This window comes from Pantoea sp. App145, assembly GCF_047947045.1.
Lineage (GTDB): Bacteria > Pseudomonadota > Gammaproteobacteria > Enterobacterales > Enterobacteriaceae > Pantoea.
On record NZ_CP133290.1, the window covers coordinates 4022967 to 4042084 of the forward strand.

Genomic DNA, 19118 nt, shown 5'->3' on the forward strand with positions numbered 1-19118 from the left:
TTAAGATCCTTTTTGATACTGACGGAAGCGTTTTTGCAGCTCACGGAATTGGTCGATGCGCGCATCATAACGCGCCTGTTTCAGGCTGCCGATCGGCACCTGGGCGCTGGCGCTACTGAGTGCCCGGATGGCCTGATCCATCTGACCATTCAACGCCAGGCCTTCTGCGCGTGCCGAGAGTTCCTCATCCTGCAAACCCTGGGCGGCGGAAGCCTGCGCCAGCAGATCCCAGCCATTAGGATCGTCCGGGTGCGACCAGGTGTAGCGATTGAGGATGCGGCTGGCATTGGCGGGTTGTTTGGCTTCAACGTAGGCGTTCGCCAGGTTGAGCTGAATCACCGCATTGCTGTTGCTGCCTTTGGCGCTGCTGAGCATGTTGATAGCTTGCTGGGGTTGATTCAGACCGATATCAATGTCGGACATGATATCGAGAAACCAGACGTTATCCGGTTGTTTAGCCAGCATCGGCGCAATGATTTTCTTCGCGTTTTCAAAGCTTTTGGCCTGCAAAAACTGCACCGCTTTGCCGTACTGCGATGCCTGTTGTTCACGGCTGTTGCCTTTGGCGTATTGATTCAGCAGCTCATCGGTCAGCTGATTCTGGCCGGTGGAATACATGCCGAGAGAACGGACTTTCGCCATATAGAAATCCTGTGAGGACTGCACCACTACCGGACGCATCTGGTTCGCGCGGTTGCGCGCATCCGCCAGACGGCTGTCAGGCAGGGGGTGAGTCAGCAGGATTTCCGGGGGCTTAGACGAGAAGCGGCTTTGATCCGCCAGCTTTTGCAGGAAAGCAGGCATCGCCTGGGGATCAAACCCGGCGCGTTGCAACACCTGAATACCAATGCGGTCCGCTTCCTGTTCATTGCTTTGGGTAAAGCTGATCATCCCCTGCTGCGTCCCGGCGAGGGTGCCCATCAGCCCGGCCATCCCCGCCTGCGGGTTAGCAATCGCCAGCAAAATCGAACCGAGCGCACCGACCCAGGTCAGCGGCGCATTCTTCTTCTGTTCTTCCATTGCGCGTGCCAGATGGCGCTGGGTGACGTGGGAGATTTCGTGCGCCATCACCGATGCCAGCTGGCTTTCGTTATCGGTGAAGCGGAAAAGCGCCGAGTGCAGCACCACGTTGCCACCAAAGAAGGCGAAGGCGTTCAGCTCATCATTCTGGATCAGATAAAAATGAAACGGTGTGCGCACCGAGTCGGCATGCGCGACCAGGCGCTGTCCGAGTTGGTTGATATATTGATTCAGCAAGGGATCGTTGATCAGCGGGGCGCTGGCACGTAACTGCCGCACATAGAAATCACCGATCTGCAATTCCTGATTAATCGACAGCGTTGCGCCCGCCGTGGTGCCCATATCGGGCAGAGAATCGCTCACGTCGGCGCGGGCACTCAGCGCGGGTGTGAGCAGCAGCGCAGGAATAAGGGCCGCCAGCACTGATTTCTTCAACCGGTTAAACATGCCTTGATCCTGTAACGAGTGACCTGAAATTGGACAGGTAAGTGGTGCAAATGTTCTGCGATGCTGTTCCGTAGCGGTGCGATTTATCGCGCTGTTTTTGAAAAAACGCGCGATAAATCGCACCGCTACGGACAGGGTTTTTATCTTAACCAGACTTATCGTACAAGCAAGCGCAGGCACGAAATGAGATAAATGCAAAATGTTGCTGACGCATGGCGAAAAAAGTAGCAAAAATTTGAATAAGACAAATGCGCCATTTACAGCAGTGTTGCGCCTGGCTAAGCGTAAATTCAGGTAAAATTACTCAAAATTATTGAATCTGGCATGAATCTTTCCAGGTTTACTCTGAAAAGTAGGGCAAAGAATGTGCGGATGGCCTGATTTATCCATCGACATTATTAATCATGACGCAAAAGGTTAAGCAGGGAACTGTATAAAAGGATGGTCATATTTCCCATCATTGATAGTCATGACAATCGGTTTCCCCGGCAAAACTTCCGTCCAGCCATTTTTCAACCTGCCGTCTTTCCTTCATCAGCGTTGCTATTCAATGAGTCGCGCTAATTATTTTTCCTGCAATGAAACCGCGCACAGCCGCGAAAACCGGCGGCTTTAGGCGTTGTCCTGGTGTGGTATAGATAAAGCACATTGTTCAAACGGACTGCGACTACCTGCCGGAGAGTGCCTATGCGTTCTGTTGTCTCCTATGCCCTGATTGCGATCGTCGGTGGTTTTGTTGGTGCCGTTGCCAGTAAAAGTGATGACCTCTATCAGCGTGTCGTTAACCACTTTTCATCGCCACCGAGCGATCCGGAAGGGTTCTGGAGCACGCCGGGCATTAATGGCTACGGCAAAATCCATTACGAACCCGATGCGGCCTTTAAGCCGGTGGCCGGCCTAAGCAACAAGATCGTGTTTCAACTCACCAAAAACGAAGGTGATATCGCCCGGCCAAACCTTGGGCTGGAACGTGTGGCCAGGGTGGTGAATCTGTATATCGCCTCGGGTGTCCCGGCGGAGCAACTGCACTTTGTGGTGTCAGTCACCGGTGATGCGACCCCGGCGATGCTGGATAACGCGCATTTCAAACAATTTTATGGCACCGATAACCCCAATCTGCCGTTGATTGCAGAGCTGAATAAGCAAGGGGTGAAGGTGTCGGTATGCGATCAGTCGGTGGCGTTTCATCATTACCCCAATGACTGGATCGACAAATCGGTGATCCATGCGCTCTCCAGCCCGACCACGGTGTCGACGCTGCAAAATCAGGGCTATGCATGGCTACAAATGTAACGGGCTTTTTGATGATGGTTGAGGAGAAGTGAAATGCGTCCAGCAACATACATTGTAGTGGCAGCACTGGCCGGTTTTATCGGCGGAAATGTGCTTCAGCTTCCCGACCTTGTTGGTAAAGTCAGCGACAAGTTTGCGGATAAAAAAACCGAACCGGTTGATTTCTGGAGCACACCCGCCATCGACGGTTATGGCAAGATTCATTTTGTGAACACACCGGCGTTTAACCCTGGCAGCACGCCAGGCCTGAGCAACAAAATCGTCTTCCAGATTAACCGTAGCGAAGGGGATATTCGCCAGCCGAACCTCGGTCTGGAACGTGTGGCGCGCGTCACCAACCTTTATTACGCTGCCGGAGTGCCGCTGAACCAGCTGAACTTCGTGGTATCGATTAACAGCGATGCGGTGCCTGCTGCGCTGAACAACGAGCAATTCCGCAAAGCTTATGGCGTCGATAATCCCAACCTGAAGTTGATCAGCGAGCTGGAAAAAGCCGGGGTGAAGGTGTCGATTTGCGATCAGTCGGTGGCTTTCCATCAGCTGGAACGCGAATGGATTGACCCGATGGTCACGCACACGCTGTCCAGTGGCACCACCGTCGCCACGTTGCAAAACGAAGGTTATGCTTTCCTGATGTTGTAATCCCTCTGACAGCAGTCTTCGCTGCTGTCATCTTGTTGTCATCTCCGCGCGATGTGGCTGTCACAGTTCGCCATTAAGTTAAGCGCCAATGAGATCGATCTCATTGGTGACTAACGAGGCGAATATGTCCGATTTACTGAGTGTGGCAAAGCTGGCTGGCGTCTCGCGCGCGACAGCAGCGCGTGCCTTCTCTGATCCCCATCTGCTGCGGCCGGACACCTTAAATAAGGTGCTGGCGGCATCGGAACAACTGGGTTTTCGCCCCAACCACATCGCCCGCCAGTTACGCACGCAAAACTCAACCACCCTCGGAGTGCTGCTGCCTTCGCTGCTCAACCCGATTTTCTCGCAACAGTTGCAGGCGATGGAGCGCGAAGCGCGTCAGGCCGGATTTGGCTTGCTGGTGGCGACCAGTGATTATCAGCCGGATCGCGAAGCGGCGATTGTTGAACATATGCTGCGCCAGCGGGTGGCGGGACTGGTGCTAACCGTGGCCGATGCAGACAACAGCGCGGTGCTGCATACCCTGCATGAGGCACAGATGCCGTTTGTGCTGGCGCATAACGTGCCGCAGCACAGCGACTGGCCTGCGGTTTGCGTCGATAACCGCCAGGCGATGCGTGAAGCCACCGACCATCTGCTGCAACTCGGGCACCGGCATATCGGCATGATTGCCGGTCCGATGCTGCAATCCGATCGCGCCCGTCTGCGTTATCGGGGCTACTGCGATGCCATGCAGCAGGCGGCCCTGCCGGTGATTGAAATGCCCAGCCACACCCATTCAGATTTCACGCTGCTGCAACCCTGGTTGCAGGGCGAGTCGGCGCTGACGGCGGTAATTTGCACCAATGATCTGCTGGCGATCAGCCTGATTGGTGACGCCCAGCGCGCCGGAGTACGCATTCCACAACAACTTTCAGTGATGGGATTTGATGGCATCGATATCGGTGAACAGATTGCCCCCTCACTGGCAAGCGTGGCGCAGCCTGGCGATCGGCTGGGTTCCTGCGCCATTGAGATGCTTTTACAACAAGCCAGCCGCGGCACACGCGTACTGGCACATCGACTGCGGCCAGGTGAAAGCGTGGCGGCACCGGTTTTTTCCTTTATTGCCAACACCAGGGAACCATCATGAAATTGCGTAAAAAAGTCAAAATCATTGCCGGGGCGCTGGCCCTGACGCTCGGTTCGCTACTCAGCGCACAGACGCAGGCGGCAGAAACCGCCATTTGCTACAACTGCCCACCGGAATGGGCTGACTGGGGCACGCAGCTCAAAGCCATCGCCAAAGACACCGGTATTCAGGTGCCGCAGGACAACAAAAACTCCGGCCAGGCGCTGGCGCAGATGGTGGCTGAACAGGCTAATCCGGTGGCGGATGTGGTGTATTACGGCGTCAGCTTTGGCATCCAGGCAGACAGCGCCGGAGTGATCGCCAGCTATAAACCCAAACACTGGGATGAAATCCCGGCAGGTATGAAAGATCCCAACGGTAAATGGGTCGCGCTGCATTCGGGTACCATGGGCTTTATGGTCAATGTGGATGCGCTCGGTGGTGCACCAATCCCGCAATCCTGGCATGACCTGCTGAAGCCGGAATACAAAGGCATGATTGGTTACCTCGATCCGGCCAGCGCCTTCGTTGGCTATGTGGCGGCAGTGGCGGTGAACCAGGCGCTGGGCGGCAACATGCACGACTTTACGCCGGGTCTGGACTGGTTCAAAAAATTGCAGGCGAATCAGCCGATTGTGCCGAAACAAACCGCCTATGCGCGTCTGCTCTCCGGCGAGATTCCGATTCTGCTCGATTACGACTTCAACGCCTATCGCGCTAAATATAAAGACCATGCCAACGTAGCCTTTGTGATCCCGAAAGAGGGCACAGTTACGGTGCCGTATGTCATCAGCCTGGTGAAGAACGCGCCGCATGAAGCTAACGGCAAGAAAGTGATCGATTACGTGCTGTCGGACAAAGGACAGGCCATCTGGGCCAATGCTTTCCTGCGCCCGGTACGCACTTCCGCCATGTCGCCTGAAGCGAAGAAATACTTCCTGCCGGACAGCGATTACACGCGCGCCAAAACTGTTGATTACCAGCAGATGGCCGATGCGCAGAAAGCCTTCTCTGCCCGTTATCTGAGTGAGATCCATTAATGTCGCAGTCCGACATCCTGGCGGCCTCGTGCCGCCAGACGCGTAAATGGTCGGGCAGCCGCTGGCTGTGGCTGACGCTGCCCGCGCTGTTGTTCTTCTGTGCATTCTGGTTGTTGCCGTTTGCCCGCTTGTTGCAAATCGGCATGCAGGCAGACCGCACCACCCAGCACAGCGGATACTGGACGGTGGTAAGCCAGCCGCAATATTTAGTCAGCCTGCTGAATACCGTGCTGTTGTCGCTGGCGGTGACGCTGGTGACGTTGTTAATCGCCGCCAGTGTCGGCTGTTTTCTGGCGCGTCAGCGCTTTGCCGGTCGCGGCATTTTGCTGGCGTTGCTGACCTTCCCGCTGGCATTTCCCGGTGTAGTAGTGGGTTTTCTGGTGGTGATGCTGGCAGGCCGCCAGGGTTTGCTGGCACAGATTAGTATGAGCCTGGTGCATGAACGCTGGACGCTGGCCTATTCGCTGGTCGGATTGTTTATCGGTTATCTCTACTTTTCACTGCCACGTGCCATCGTCACGCTGGTGGCGGCCAGTGAAAAACTCGATCGTTCGCTGGAAGAAGCAGCGCGTTCGCTCGGTGCCAGTCAATGGCGCATTACCTGGGATGTGATCGTCCCCGGACTGCAACCGGCGCTGCTCTCCACGGGTGCACTGTGCTTTGCCACCAGTATGGGGGCATTTGGCACCGCCTTTACGCTAGGCACTGATTTAGCGGTGTTGCCGCTGACCATTTATGGCGAGTTCACTAACTACGCCAACTTTGCCACCGCCGCAGCGTTGTCCGTGGTGATGGGGGGCGTCGCCTGGCTGGCGCTGATGCTGGCGCGCCGTCTGGCACATCGTTCAACGAAGGAGGCCGAATGACCCGTCGTGGACTCTTCACCCTGCAACTGCTGATCACCACGCTCACCGCGCTGTTTATGCTGGTGCCGGTGGTGCTGTCGATGCTGGCCGGGGTGACCAACAACTATTTTATTGGCCTGCGCAGCGGCCTGACGCTGAAGTGGGTGGAGCAGGTGTGGCAGATGTACGCCGACACCTTCTGGCTGTCGTTACTGATTGCGCTGTGCTGCCTGCTGGTCACGCTGGTGGTTGGTGTGCCTGCCGCCTGGGGATTACTGAAAGCACCTCGCGGCTTCGCGGCACGCATTGAAGAATGCCTGATGCTGCCGGTGGCGCTGCCGGGTTTAGCCACCGCGCTCGGTATCATCCTGTTATATGGTCAGTTTTCCAGCCTGCGCGACAGCTGGCTGTTTATCCTGATCGGTCACGTACTCTTTACCCTGCCATTTATGATGCGCCCGGTGCTGGCGGTGATGCAGGCGGTGGATATGCCGCGTCTGGAAGAAGCCTCCGCCAGCCTCGGTGCCGGGTTCTGGCAGCGTTTCTTCACCGTGGTGGTGCCCAACTGTCGCAACGGCATTCTCGCCGGGGCGTTTATGGTCATCACTTTATCGGTGGGGGAGTTCAACATCACCTGGATGCTGCACACGCCGCTGACCAAAACCCTGCCAGTGGGCCTGGCCGATAGCTATGCCTCAATGCGGCTGGAAGTGGGCTCGGCCTATACCCTGATTTTTATCCTGATGATTCTGCCGTTGTTGCTGCTGCTGAATGCGCTCAATCAATGGCTTAACCGCGCAGTTGCGCGCCAACACAAGGAGTCGGCATGAACAACGCTGCCGTAACCGTGACGCTGCGTAACTGTTCGCGTCGCTTTCATCATCACCTGGCGCTGCATCCGCTGGATCTGACAGTCAATGCGGGTGAAACCCTGGTGCTGCTTGGTCCTTCGGGCTGCGGTAAAACCACCACGCTGCGCATTATTAGCGGGCTGGAAAGCTGCGATGTTGGTGGTGAAGTGTGGTTTGACGGGCGCAACGTTACCGATTTGCCGATTGAAAAACGCAATGTCGGCATGGTGTTCCAGAACTACGCGCTGTTTCCCAATCTGAACGTGGCCGACAACGTGGCTTACGGCCTGAAAGTGCAGGGCGTGCCGCGTGCGGAGCGTGAGGCGCGGGTTAAAGAGATGCTGGCGCTGGTGGACCTTAGCGCGCTGGCGCAGCGCAGTATCGACAAGCTTTCCGGCGGTCAGAAGCAACGCGTGGCGCTGGCCCGAGCGCTGGCGGCTCGCCCGAAAGTGCTGCTGTTTGACGAGCCACTGGCGGCGCTGGATGCACGCCTGCGTGACCGTCTGCGTCTGGAGATCGGGGCGCTGCTGAAGCAGCTGGCGATCACCGCGGTGTACGTCACTCACGATCAGCAGGAAGCGATGGCGCTGGGCGATCGGATTGCGGTGATGGAACATGGACGGCTGGTACAAATCGATACGCCGCAGCGCATTTATCAGCATCCGGCTTCGAAGTTTGTGGCCGATTTTGTCGGGGCGATTAACTGCGTTGATGTGGATATGCGTGGTAACCCCCAGCGTTTTTGCCGCCCGGAAGATGTGCTACTGGCCAGTGATAACCGTTATACGCGCCAGGGTTTTGTCGTCGCCAGTACCTTCCTTGGCGCGTCTCAGCGGCTGATGATCGATATTGGTCTGGCCGCACCGATTCAGGTTGATCGTCATGCACGCGAAGCCTGGCATGCCGGGCAACCGGTAAGCTGGTCACTGGCGCAGGACGCCGCCCTCCAATTTTCTGCATCCTGAGGAATAAAGATTGTCTGAAGTCATGACGCTGATTGCGCAAATCAGCGATTTACATATCAAGGCGCAGGGTCGCCTGTCGTATAAAAAAGTGGATACCCAGGCGGCATTGTTACGGGTGATTGATACGCTGAATCAGCTGCGCCCACGCCCGGATGTGGTGGTGATTACCGGCGATTTGGTCGATTTTGGCTTGCCGGAAGAGTATCAAACCCTGCGGCAGGCACTGAAGCAGCTGCAACTGCCTTATCTGCTGATGCCGGGTAACCATGACGACCGCCAGGCGCTACGCACGGCTTTCCCGGAACATACGTATTTGCAACGCGGAGAAACCCTCAACTGGCAAACCCGTGTTAACGGTGTGCAACTGCTGGCGCTGGATTCCAGCGTGCCGCAGCAACCGTGGGGTTATGTTGATGAAGCGCAGCTACAGTGGCTGGATGCGCAACTGCAAAGCGCACCCGACACGCCAACCCTGGTGATGCTGCATCATCCACCTTTTATCACCGGCATCGGCCATATGGATAAACAACCGCTGCGCAACCCTGACGCACTGGCGGCGGTGATTCGCCAGCATCCGCAGGTGGAGCGGGTGCTCAGTGGTCATCTGCATCGATCCATCCAGGCACGTTTCGCTGGTACCCTGGCCTGCACAGCACCAGGGGTATCGCATCAGGTGGCGTTTGATTTGTCCGCAGAGGGACCGGCCAACTTTGTGCTGGAACCGCCGGGTTTTCTGTTACATCGCTGGCATGCTCAGCAGGGAATGACGACGCATCTGTGTGCCATTGGTGATTATCCCGGACCGTTTCCATTCTACGATGCTAACGGCTTAATCGACTAATCAGCACCAGATATAAGTAAAAGAATTCGTGTGCCGACAGGATGCTTCGTGCTCAAATTGAGTTGCGGGTGTACAATCCTCTGTTACCTCACCAGGGTATGTACCACCAACAATAACAATACTGTCAGGCATTCGAATTATGAACAGACTCATCATGGTGGAACCACCATGTTAATGCGCATCCGGCCAAAAACCGATCTGCGCACGCTGATCACGCTGCTGGCCATCACCAGTATTGTTATCACGCTTGCTAACGCCTTGTATGCGACATGGCGCGTGCAACGTATGGTCCTGATTGAGAGCACCCTCGAAGCCAACCGCGCTTATGCCACCAAACTGGCCGCCACCACCGAAGTTTTCTTTCAGCTGGCACAATCCCAGCTGCACTACAGCGCGACCCAACTGGGCAAAGATTTCGACAATACCGAACTGGCGCAGCAGGAAGTGAATCGTCTGCGCGAGCAGACCAGCAGCTTCAACTCGGTGGCGGTGGTGAACACCGATGGCGTGGTGAAAGCCATTTCGCCGGAATCGCTGATGCTGAAAGGCATGAAACTCACCAGCCAGGCATCACGCGAAGCGCTGGCAAAACGTCAGCCAATGGTCAGCAAACCGACCCTTTCCGCCGCCAATAACCTGCTGGTGTTTGTCTCCTGGCCGATCTGGAGCAAAGAAGGTCGCTACCTGGGTTATGTCGGCGGCACCATCTATCTGAAGAAGAAAAGCATTCTGAACGAGCTACTGGGCGAGCAGTATTATCGTGATGGCACCCGTGTATACGTGCTGGATCGCAATAATCAGGTGCTGTATCACCAGAACAACCAGCTGATTGGTAAAAGTGTGCCGGGCATCATCAGCGAGAGCCAGCGTCAGGAGCAAACCAATGGTTCGCTGCAATTGACGGAGGAAGGAACGGCGAAACTGGCCGGTTACGCCATTGTGCCGACCACCGGCTGGATGGTGGTGGCGCTGAAACCCACCGATGTCACCCTGGCTCCGCTCTCCGGATTGCTGTTAAAAGTATTGAAAAACTCGGTGCCCTTTGCCTTGTTAACGCTGCTGGTGGCGGTGATTCTGGCGCGTTTGATCGCGCTGCCATTGTGGCAGCTGGCGCGTAAGGCCAGCCAGATGGATACGCAAAGTGTGTCAGGTGAGATTGGCGGCATTCGTGCCTGGTACTTTGAAGCCGCGCAGGTCAAACGCGCGATGCTGACCGGTATCAGCCTGGTACAGGACAAAATTGGCCGGTTGAAGTCCGAAGTTCAGACCGATCCACTGACCAGTCTGCTTAACCGGCGCGGCCTGAGCGCGGTGCTGGATTATTTCAATGCCATGCGCCAGCCGTTTGCCGTGCTGGCGCTGGATATCGACCACTTTAAACGCGTGAATGATAACTTCGGTCACGATGTGGGTGACGAAGTGATCAAAAAAATCGCCCAGGCCCTGAGCCACAGCGCGCGCGCAACAGACGTGGTGTGCCGCAACGGTGGCGAAGAGTTTCTGATGCTGCTGCCAGGCACCACTGCCGAAGAAGCGCGAATTATTGCCGAGCGGTTACGCAACAATATTGCTGATAGCAGGATCGAAACGGTCGGTAACATCACCATTTCTGTCGGCATAGCCCTGTGGCAGCCGGAAAATGGCACCCAGGAGCAGAGCCTGAAACAGGCCGATGCAGCCTTGTATCAGGCGAAGAATGCCGGACGTAACTGCGTGATGATTGTCGGGCAGGATGCGCTGGTCAGCAGTATCACCCGTTAAACAGCAGTCTGTTCATCAGCCGGAATTTCAGTACAATCGTCATCCCGTTTGACCTCAGGCAACGAAAGTTATGCTGGCTCTGCTTATTCAATGGTACAGACGTCGTTTCAGTGATCCCGAGGCGATTGGCCTGGTGGTGATTCTGCTGGCGGCGTTCTGCATCCTGTTCTTCTTCAGTGGCCTGCTGGCCCCGCTGCTGGTGGCCGTGGTACTGGCTTACCTGCTGGAGTGGCCCACTGTGCGCCTGCAACGGGTCGGCTGTAGCCGCACCTGGGCTACCAGCATTGTGCTGGTGCTGTTCGGTAGCATCGTGCTGGTGATGGGATTGATTGTCGTGCCAGTGGCGTGGCAGCAAAGTATCAACCTGACCCACGACCTCCCCAACATGCTGAACAAACTCTACCAGTTTGCTGCTGGGCTGCCGAAACGTTACCCGGCGCTGGTGGATGCTGGCATCATCGATATCGTCGTCGAGAACCTGCGTAGCCGTCTTACCGGGCTGGGTGATTCGCTGGTGAAATATTCGCTGGCGTCGCTGGTCGGGTTGATGACGCTGATGATTTATCTGGTGCTGGTGCCGCTGATGGTGTTTTTCCTGCTGAAAGACAAAGAGCAGATGCTCAATGCGGTACGTCGCGTATTACCACGTAATCGTGGTCTGGCGGGCGTCGTGTGGCAGGAGATGAATCAGCAAATCACCAACTACATTCGCGGCAAAGTACTGGAAATGCTGGCGGTGGGCGTGGTGAGCTGGCTGGCATTTTTGTTGCTCGGCCTTAATTACGCGTTGCTGCTGGCTGTGCTGGTGGGGATTTCCGTGTTGATCCCCTATATCGGGGCGATGCTGGTGACCATTCCGGTGATTGGCGTCGGCCTGTTCCAGTGGGGACTGGGCAGCGATTTCTGGACCATGTTTGTGGTGTATCTGGTGGTTCAGGGTCTGGATGGCAACATACTGGTCCCGATTCTGTTCTCCGAGGCGGTCAACCTGCATCCGCTGGTGATCATTTTATCGGTGGTGATTTTCGGTGGGTTGTGGGGCTTCTGGGGCGTGTTCTTTGCCATCCCACTGGCAACATTAATCAAAGCCGTGGTTCGCGCCTGGCCGGAAGAGACGATCGTAAGCTAAATAAAACGGGTGCGCATGGCGCACCCGTGATTATCAGGCTGACTGCAGGTAATCCAGCACAACGTCGTGGTGGTTCGACGTTTTGAAGTCGTCAAACACCTTCTCCACCGTGCCTTCACCATCAATCAGGAAGCTGATGCGGTGGATGCCGTCATAGGTTTTCCCCATAAAGGATTTCTCCCCCCAGACGCCAAACTGCTCGCACACCTGATGATCTTCATCAGACAGCAGCGTGAAGTTCAGCATCTCTTTTTCGGCAAAACGTGACAGCTTTTCTGGTTTGTCAGTGCTGATGCCCAGCACTTCTACGCCGACTTTTTTCAGATCATCCATGTTGTCGCGCAGACCACAGGCCTGAACGGTGCAACCTGGGGTCATGGCTTTCGGATAGAAATAGACCAGAACGCGCTGTCCCTGGAAGTCGGCCAAATTTACTTGTTCGCCATCCTGATCGGGCAAGCTAAATTTCGGTGCGGTATCACCGGCTTTCAGTGGATTCATCACAACTCTCCATTTTTTTCTTTCATGCTGTGGGTAATACACCATCAGGACCAAAAGTGCCAGGTGGAGTTTACCGTCAGGGTTATTTCCGCACACTGTTTACCCGTTTGGGCAGAGTGTGTGACGAAATAACCCGGAGGCCTGATCAGTGCCCGGCAGGGGTGCTGGCAGCGCTGTACAGACGAATCGTACCCTGGGCGTGCAGTTCCTGACAGAGTTGATTAAACGCCGGTTCGATGCTGGCACCTTCAACGCTGTGCGCGGTCATCTGAATATACAGCGTGGGTGGCACGCCATCCTGCGCGGGTTGAATACGCGAAACCAGCTCGGCGATATTCATCTGATGCTTATCAAACAAATCGGTGAAGCGCTCAATGATATGCGGTGAATCCGGTACTTCTACCTGCACCCAGACGGTGGCGGGCATCGGCGGGGTGATGCGCGCATTGGTGCGCTTCATCACAATCAGCAATTCCAGCTCCGCGCCTTTCATCGGCAGAGTGGATTCAATCAGGGTGATGGCATTCCAGCTTCCGGAGAGCAGCATAATAAAGGTGAATTCATCACCGAGCATCGCCAGACGGCTGTCTTCGATATTGCAGCCGCAGCTGCTGACATGGCGGGTGATGGTATTCACGATACCGGGACGATCAACGCCCAACGCGGTGATCACCAGGTGGTGAGGCTGTGGCTGCGACAAAATGACATTTCCTGTGTGTTCGCTAATAACCATAAGGTAAACATAAAAAAAACTGCTGACAAGCGCTTGAATGGCGTGGCTCGCTTGCTTTTCCCTTGGCGTAAAACGTACCATGAGGCACTTGTATGTCGAGGGGATCGCCCATGTTCACCGGAAGTATTGTTGCGCTCGTTACGCCAATGAATGACAAAGGTAATGTCTGCCGCGCGAGTTTGAAAAAACTGATTGATTATCATGTCGCCAGCGGCACCGCGGCGATTGTTTCTGTTGGCACCACCGGCGAATCTGCCACCCTCAGCCATGAAGAACATGGCGAAGTGGTGATGATGACCCTCGAACTGGCCGATGGCCGCATCCCGGTGATTGCCGGAACCGGCGCGAATGCGACCGCCGAAGGGATTTCCCTCACTAAACGCTTCACCGGCACCGGTGTGGTAGGCTGCCTGACGGTGACGCCTTACTATAACCGTCCGACCCAGGAAGGCCTGTTCCAGCATTTCAAAGCGATTGCGGAAAGTACCGATCTGCCGCAGATGCTGTATAACGTCCCTTCCCGTACCGGTTGCGACATGCTGCCGGAGACAGTTGCTCGTCTGGCCGAAATCAAAAATATTATCGGAATCAAAGAGGCAACCGGGAACTTATCGCGGGTTAGTCAGATCCAAGAGCTGGTTGATGATGAATTCATTCTGGTGAGTGGCGATGACGGCACTGCACTGGACTTCATGCAACTGGGCGGCAAAGGCGTTATTTCGGTCACGGCCAACATTGCGGCACGTGAAATGGTTGAACTGTGCGCGCTGGCGCAGCAGGGCAACTTTGCCGAAGCGCGTCGCCTGAATCAGCGTCTGATGCACCTGCACCAGACGCTTTTCTGTGAACCCAATCCTATCCCGGTGAAATGGGCCGCGAAACAACTAGGATTAATCGCGGATGACACGCTGCGTTTGCCAATGACGCCGCTGACCGAAGCCGGTCAGGCCAAAACGGCGCAGGCATTGATCAAAGCGGGTCTGCGATAATTTAGGGAGAATCAATGAGTTATTCAGTTAAGCGCTCGACGCTGGCTACGGTGGTGGGCCTTTCCACCCTGATGCTGCTGTCAGCTTGTTCCAGCGATCAGCGTTATAAGCGCCAGGTCAGCGGTGATGAATCTTACCTGCAGGCGCCTGAACTGCATGATTTAAAAGCCCCGGCGGGGATGATTCTGCCTCTGCAGAATGGTGATTACGACGTACCGCACGCGGTTGCCAAAGGCGCAGTGGGTAAAGAGCTGGATATTCGCCCGCCTGCCCAGCCGCTGGCACTGATGAACGGTACACGTGCCCAGTTCACCGGCAATACCGGCGTGCTGGCCGTGGAAAGCAGCCGTGGTTCCATCTGGCCGCAGGTGGTCAACGTGGTGCAATCGTACAAATTCCCGATTGCCCAGCGTGATGATGCCGGACAACAGCTGACCACCGATTGGGTGCAGTGGAACCGTGCGGATGAAGACAATCAGTATCGTGGTCGTTACCAGGTCAGCGTTCAGAACCAGAGCTATCAGCAGGTGCTGACGGTGCGTCTGCTGGAACTGCAACAGTCAGGCAAGACCGTGACTGCACCGGTACAAATCCAGCGCTACACCGCGCAGATGCTGAACGACATCAGCACCGGTATGGATAAGATCGATACTGCCAGCCAGGATGCCGCAGCCGGTCGTGGTGTTGGACAGATTGCCGTCCAGAGCGGTGCCGATGACACCGGTCTGCCGCTGTTGATTCTGCGTTCACCGTTCAACCTCACCTGGCAGCGTCTGCCAGCTGCGCTGAAACGCGCAGGTATGGAAGTGACCGACAGCAACCGCTCGCAGGGTAGCCTGAACGTCACCTACAAACAGCCGGGTAGCGGCGCGTGGGATGATATCGGTGCCAAAGATCCGGGCTTACCGAACGGCGATTACAAATTGCAGGTCGGCGATCTCGATAACCGCAGCAGTCTGCAGTTCATCGATCCTAAAGGTCACGTGCTGACTCAGTCGCAGAATGATGCGCTGGTGGCGGTGATGCAGGGCGCACTGAACAAATAAATTGCCTCAGGCCGGAGAATATCCGGCCTTTTTTTTGAGATTTTGGCATAATAGCGCCCGGCGAGGTAAACGATTGCGTATTGCCGCCGTGCAGTGGGTAACCGCGGCACGAACACGGGTTCTTTCATGTTTGGAGTTAACAAGATGCAAAAGCGAGCTGAGTTGTATCGCGGTAAAGCGAAAACCGTATACAGCACCGACAATCCGGATCTGCTGGTACTTGAATTCCGCAACGATACGTCAGCAGGAGACGGTGCACGAATCGAGCAGTTTGATCGCAAAGGGATGGTGAATAACAAGTTCAACCATTTCATCATGACCAAATTGCAGGAAGCGGGCATTCCGACCCAGATGGAAGCGCTGCTGTCGGATAACGAAGCGCTGGTGAAAAAGCTGGAGATGGTGCCGGTGGAGTGCGTGGTGCGCAACCGTGCGGCAGGATCGCTGGTAAAACGTCTGGGTGTGGAAGAGGGCATGCTGCTCAATCCACCGCTGTTTGATCTCTTCCTGAAAGATGACGCCAAACACGACCCGATGGTGAACGAATCTTACTGCGAAACCTTTGGCTGGGTGAGTAAAGAGAATCTGGCGCGTATGCGTGAGCTGACCTACAAAGCCAACGACGTGCTGAGCAAAATGTTTGATGACGCCGGTCTGATCCTGGTGGACTTCAAGCTGGAGTTTGGTCTGTTCAAAGGCGAAGTGGTGCTGGGCGATGAGTTCTCGCCAGACGGCGCACGTCTGTGGGACAAAGAAACCATGGACAAAATGGACAAAGACCGTTTCCGTCAGAGCCTCGGTGGCCTGATCGAAGCCTATGAAGAAGTGGCGCACCGACTGGGTGTGAAACTGGATTAATTTGTAGCCATCTTATGTAGCGGCGCGATTTATCGCGCCGTTTTTTTATCTGCCACGTTCAAAAGCGCGCGATAAATCGCGGCGCTACAGGCTGGTGCTTCCTGCTGCTGCCATCTAAAATCATGCAAAGTTTATTTGATGAACACAGGAGCACGCCATGCGCTGGCAGGGACGTCGCGAAAGCGACAATGTGGAAGATCGACGTGACCAGTCGCCAGGCGGTTACGAGGGGCGACAAATACGTCTGCCGCGTGGTAAAGGCGGTATCATCCTATTAATCATCGTCGCAGTGGCCGGTTATTACGGCTATGACCTGACGGCGCTGATCGAAGGCGGCGGCAACCTCACTCCCACCACCCAGCAGCAACGCGCCAACCCGGCGCAGGATGAAGCGGCAAAATTCACCTCGGTCATTCTTGCCACCACCGAAGATACCTGGAGCAAGCTGTTCCAGCAAATGGGCAAACAGTACGTGCCGCCTAAACTGGTGATGTATCGTGGTGCCACCCGCACCGGTTGTGGTACTGGCCAGTCGGTGATGGGGCCGTTCTACTGTCCGGCGGATCAAACTGTGTATATCGACCTGTCATTTTACGATGAGATGAAAACCAAACTCGGCGCGGGTGGTGATTTCGCCCAGGGCTACGTGATCGCCCACGAAGTCGGCCATCATGTACAGAAACTGCTGGGTATCGAACCGAAAGTGCGTCAGATGCAGCAGGGTGCCAGCCAGACGCAGGTCAATCAGCTATCGGTGAAAATGGAGCTTCAGGCGGACTGCTTTGCCGGTGTCTGGGGCCATTATATGCAGCAGCAAAATATCCTCGAAGTCGGTGATTTGCAGGAAGCACTGAATGCCGCTGAGGCGATTGGTGATGACCGCCTGCAACAAAAAAGTCAGGGACGGGTGGTGCCGGACAGCTTTACCCACGGCACCTCGCAGCAGCGTTATACCTGGTTTAAACGCGGTTTCGACAGCGGTAATCCCGGGCAATGCAACACCTTCGCCACTAACGGATGAATTTGCCTGACATCAGCACGGCGATGCAGCGGGCAGGTATTCGCCGTTTGTGCGTGATAAGCGGCAGCAGCGAGTGGGCGCAGCAGCAGGCTAGCGTCTGGCGGGCGGCATTACCCGGTGACTGGCTGACCATCAGCGAACTAAACGACCTCGCTGCGTCCTTTCACCCGCCAGCAGCCCTGCGCACCCTGCTGGGACGCGAATTTCATCACGCCATTTTCGATGCTCGCCACGGTTTCCATGCGGAAGCTTTTGCCGCACTGGCGGGTACGTTGACCGCCGGAAGCTGGTTGCTGCTGCTGACACCACCCTGGCAGGAATGGGCCACCCGGCCTGATGCTGATAGCCTGCGCTGGGCAGACGTCAGCCAGCCGATTGCCACGCCACATTTCACCCGTCAGTTGCAACAGCAGATACTGTCGGATGCGCAAATTATGTTGCTGCGCGAAGGTCTGCCAGCGCGGGAACCGGCTGCTGCCGCGCTCCCTGACTGGCATTGCCAGGCACCGCAGCAGCAACAGCGCATCCTGCAACAACTGCTCACCCTGCCTGCGGGCGTGGCGGTCATCACCGCTGCGCGCGGGCGCGGTAAGTCAGCGCTGGCCGGGATGCTGGCGCAGCAGGATGGTCATTGCCTCGTCACTGCCCCGGCTAAAGTCTCCACCGACGTGCTGGCGCAGTTCGCCGCGGAACATTTCCACTTTATCGCCCCGGATGCGTTGCTGGCACAGGAACCGCCACCAGACGCCTCATGGCTGATTATCGACGAAGCCGCCGCTATCCCCGCACCACTGCTGTCACAGTTGGTGGCGCATTTTCCTCGCGTGCTGCTGACCACCACCGTGCAGGGCTATGAAGGTACCGGGCGTGGATTTATGCTGCGCTTCTGCGCCTCATTGCCGGATGTACGCTATTTCACGCTGGATGAGCCGCTCCGCTGGTCGCCCCGGGATCCGCTGGAAGCCTGGCTGAGTCACGCGTTGTTATTTGAGGATGCCCAGGAGAGTGAGGCTCCAGCTGAGTTGACGCTGTTTCCAGCGACGCCAGAGCTTCATCCTGACGCATTGGCGGCGGGTTATCGTCTGCTGTCCAGTGCACATTATCGCACCACGCCGCTCGATTTACGGCGCATGCTGGATGCGCCGGGGATGTGTTTCTGGCTGGCCGGGACACCTGACAACGTGCAGGGAGCGCTGTGGCTGGTGGAGGAGGGAGGACTGGATGCTGCGCTGGCCTGGGCGGTATGGGCCGGGGTGCGCCGTCCGCGTGGCAACCTGGTGGCGCAGTCGCTGGCGGCTCATGCGGGCTTCCCTGAGGCTGCCACGCTGCGTTCACAGCGTATCAGCCGTATTGCGGTGATGGCCGCCATGCGACAGCGTGGCATCGGTAGCGCGCTGGTGGCGGCTGCGCGCCAGCAGGCTCAGGGCAGCGATTATCTCTCGGTCAGTTTTGGTTATACGGAAACCTTGTGGCGCTTCTGGCAGCGCTGTGGTTTCACTCTGGTGCGCATCGGTTCGCAGCGCGAAGCCAGCAGTGGCTGCTATGCCGCGATGGCGATGCTGGCACTGACGCCCGCGGCACAGACGTTGCAGCAGCAGGCGACACGGCGTCTGGCGCGTGACTGGCGCTGGCTGCAACAGTTAATTGCGCTGGATTTACCGCTGTTGGCGGATGATGAGCAGCAGATTGATGAGGATGACCTGGCGTTGCTGGCCGGTTTTGCCTGGGCGCAACGCCCCTGGGAGGCAAGCTATGCCGCGTTACAGCGTCTGATACGCCAGACCCCGCTGCATCAGCCGTTGTTACACGCCATACTTATACAAAAACAAGCGCTGAGTGAGGTGGCCCGCCAGGGCGGGATCAGCGGACGTAAGGCATTGATGGTAAAGCTGCGTGCCGAGGTGGCTCAGGCGCTGCAACAGCGGGACGCCAGCATGGCCGCAAGCTGGCAACAGCGGCTCGCTTCGTTGCAATAAATCCATTATCTCGTTCAAATTTTCCCAATATCACTCGCCAGGCAGT

At 56.4% G+C, this 19118-nt stretch carries 18 protein-coding genes; 15 read left to right on the plus strand and 3 right to left on the minus strand.

Annotated features, from left to right (window positions below; genetic code table 11):
* Window positions 1-1467 (minus strand): tetratricopeptide repeat protein, encoded by a 1467-nt coding sequence (locus RCF31_RS18590; RefSeq protein WP_299456155.1) that lies wholly within the window; start codon window positions 1465-1467, stop codon window positions 1-3.
* Window positions 1468-2154: 687 nt separating this feature from the next.
* Between RCF31_RS18590 and RCF31_RS18595 the strand changes: the two genes are divergently transcribed.
* From RCF31_RS18595 to RCF31_RS18640, 10 genes are all read left to right on the plus strand, one after another.
* Entirely contained in the window at window positions 2155-2760 is a 606-nt protein-coding gene (locus tag RCF31_RS18595) for a DsrE family protein (RefSeq protein WP_416411925.1), read from the plus strand.
* A gap of 33 nt (window positions 2761-2793) precedes the next feature.
* Window positions 2794-3402 (plus strand): DsrE family protein, encoded by a 609-nt coding sequence (locus RCF31_RS18600; RefSeq protein WP_416411926.1) that lies wholly within the window; start codon window positions 2794-2796, stop codon window positions 3400-3402.
* A gap of 124 nt (window positions 3403-3526) precedes the next feature.
* Window positions 3527-4537, plus strand: a complete 1011-nt coding sequence (locus RCF31_RS18605) for a LacI family DNA-binding transcriptional regulator (protein ID WP_416411928.1) — start codon at window positions 3527-3529, stop codon at window positions 4535-4537.
* Complete coding sequence (locus RCF31_RS18610) at window positions 4534-5556, plus strand: ABC transporter substrate-binding protein (RefSeq protein WP_416411930.1); 1023 nt, start codon at window positions 4534-4536, stop codon at window positions 5554-5556. Before RCF31_RS18605 ends, RCF31_RS18610 begins: the two co-directional genes overlap by 4 nt.
* Window positions 5556-6422: an ABC transporter permease gene (locus tag RCF31_RS18615; RefSeq protein WP_313684252.1), complete on the plus strand. Its 867-nt coding sequence runs from the start codon at window positions 5556-5558 to the stop codon at window positions 6420-6422. The genes RCF31_RS18610 and RCF31_RS18615 overlap by 1 nt, the downstream gene beginning before the upstream one ends.
* The gene (locus RCF31_RS18620; protein ID WP_416411932.1) at window positions 6419-7231 is read left to right on the plus strand and encodes an ABC transporter permease; all 813 of its coding nucleotides are present in this window, start codon (window positions 6419-6421) and stop codon (window positions 7229-7231) included. Before RCF31_RS18615 ends, RCF31_RS18620 begins: the two co-directional genes overlap by 4 nt.
* Window positions 7228-8217: an ABC transporter ATP-binding protein gene (locus RCF31_RS18625; RefSeq protein WP_416411933.1), complete on the plus strand. Its 990-nt coding sequence runs from the start codon at window positions 7228-7230 to the stop codon at window positions 8215-8217. Before RCF31_RS18620 ends, RCF31_RS18625 begins: the two co-directional genes overlap by 4 nt.
* Before the next feature lie 22 nt (window positions 8218-8239).
* Window positions 8240-9058 carry a phosphodiesterase gene (locus RCF31_RS18630; protein WP_416413294.1) on the plus strand — a complete coding sequence of 273 codons (819 nt, stop codon included), beginning with the start codon at window positions 8240-8242 and terminating at the stop codon, window positions 9056-9058.
* Between the two features lie 168 nt (window positions 9059-9226).
* Window positions 9227-10819, plus strand: coding sequence for a sensor domain-containing diguanylate cyclase (locus RCF31_RS18635; RefSeq protein WP_416411934.1), 1593 nt, complete (start codon window positions 9227-9229; stop codon window positions 10817-10819).
* Window positions 10820-10889: 70 nt separating this feature from the next.
* Window positions 10890-11948 carry an AI-2E family transporter gene (locus tag RCF31_RS18640; RefSeq protein WP_299456171.1) on the plus strand — a complete coding sequence of 353 codons (1059 nt, stop codon included), beginning with the start codon at window positions 10890-10892 and terminating at the stop codon, window positions 11946-11948.
* 33 nt (window positions 11949-11981) lie between these two features.
* On the opposite strand, the gene bcp is transcribed toward RCF31_RS18640, so the two are convergent.
* Both bcp and RCF31_RS18650 read right to left on the minus strand, forming a co-directional pair.
* Window positions 11982-12449, minus strand: a complete 468-nt coding sequence (bcp, locus tag RCF31_RS18645; protein ID WP_299456173.1) for a thioredoxin-dependent thiol peroxidase — start codon at window positions 12447-12449, stop codon at window positions 11982-11984.
* A 145-nt stretch (window positions 12450-12594) separates the two neighbouring features.
* Window positions 12595-13149 carry a glycine cleavage system transcriptional repressor gene (locus RCF31_RS18650; RefSeq protein WP_084876264.1) on the minus strand — a complete coding sequence of 185 codons (555 nt, stop codon included), beginning with the start codon at window positions 13147-13149 and terminating at the stop codon, window positions 12595-12597.
* A gap of 143 nt (window positions 13150-13292) precedes the next feature.
* Here RCF31_RS18650 and dapA point away from each other — a divergent pair, with 143 nt between their 5' ends.
* The 5 genes from dapA to RCF31_RS18675 all read left to right on the plus strand — a co-directional run bounded on the left by dapA (window position 13293) and on the right by RCF31_RS18675 (window position 19072).
* On the plus strand, window positions 13293-14171 hold the full coding sequence (gene dapA, locus RCF31_RS18655; RefSeq protein WP_084876263.1) for a 4-hydroxy-tetrahydrodipicolinate synthase: 879 nt from the start codon (window positions 13293-13295) through the stop codon (window positions 14169-14171).
* Window positions 14172-14185: 14 nt separating this feature from the next.
* The gene (bamC, locus tag RCF31_RS18660) at window positions 14186-15217 is read left to right on the plus strand and encodes an outer membrane protein assembly factor BamC (protein WP_299456178.1); all 1032 of its coding nucleotides are present in this window, start codon (window positions 14186-14188) and stop codon (window positions 15215-15217) included.
* 144 nt (window positions 15218-15361) lie between these two features.
* Window positions 15362-16075 (plus strand): phosphoribosylaminoimidazolesuccinocarboxamide synthase, encoded by a 714-nt coding sequence (purC, locus tag RCF31_RS18665; protein ID WP_013510031.1) that lies wholly within the window; start codon window positions 15362-15364, stop codon window positions 16073-16075.
* A 157-nt stretch (window positions 16076-16232) separates the two neighbouring features.
* Window positions 16233-17096 carry a neutral zinc metallopeptidase gene (locus RCF31_RS18670; protein WP_313684269.1) on the plus strand — a complete coding sequence of 288 codons (864 nt, stop codon included), beginning with the start codon at window positions 16233-16235 and terminating at the stop codon, window positions 17094-17096.
* Entirely contained in the window at window positions 17093-19072 is a 1980-nt protein-coding gene (locus tag RCF31_RS18675; protein WP_416411937.1) for a tRNA(Met) cytidine acetyltransferase TmcA, read from the plus strand. Before RCF31_RS18670 ends, RCF31_RS18675 begins: the two co-directional genes overlap by 4 nt.
* Window positions 19073-19118 lie beyond the last annotated feature (46 nt).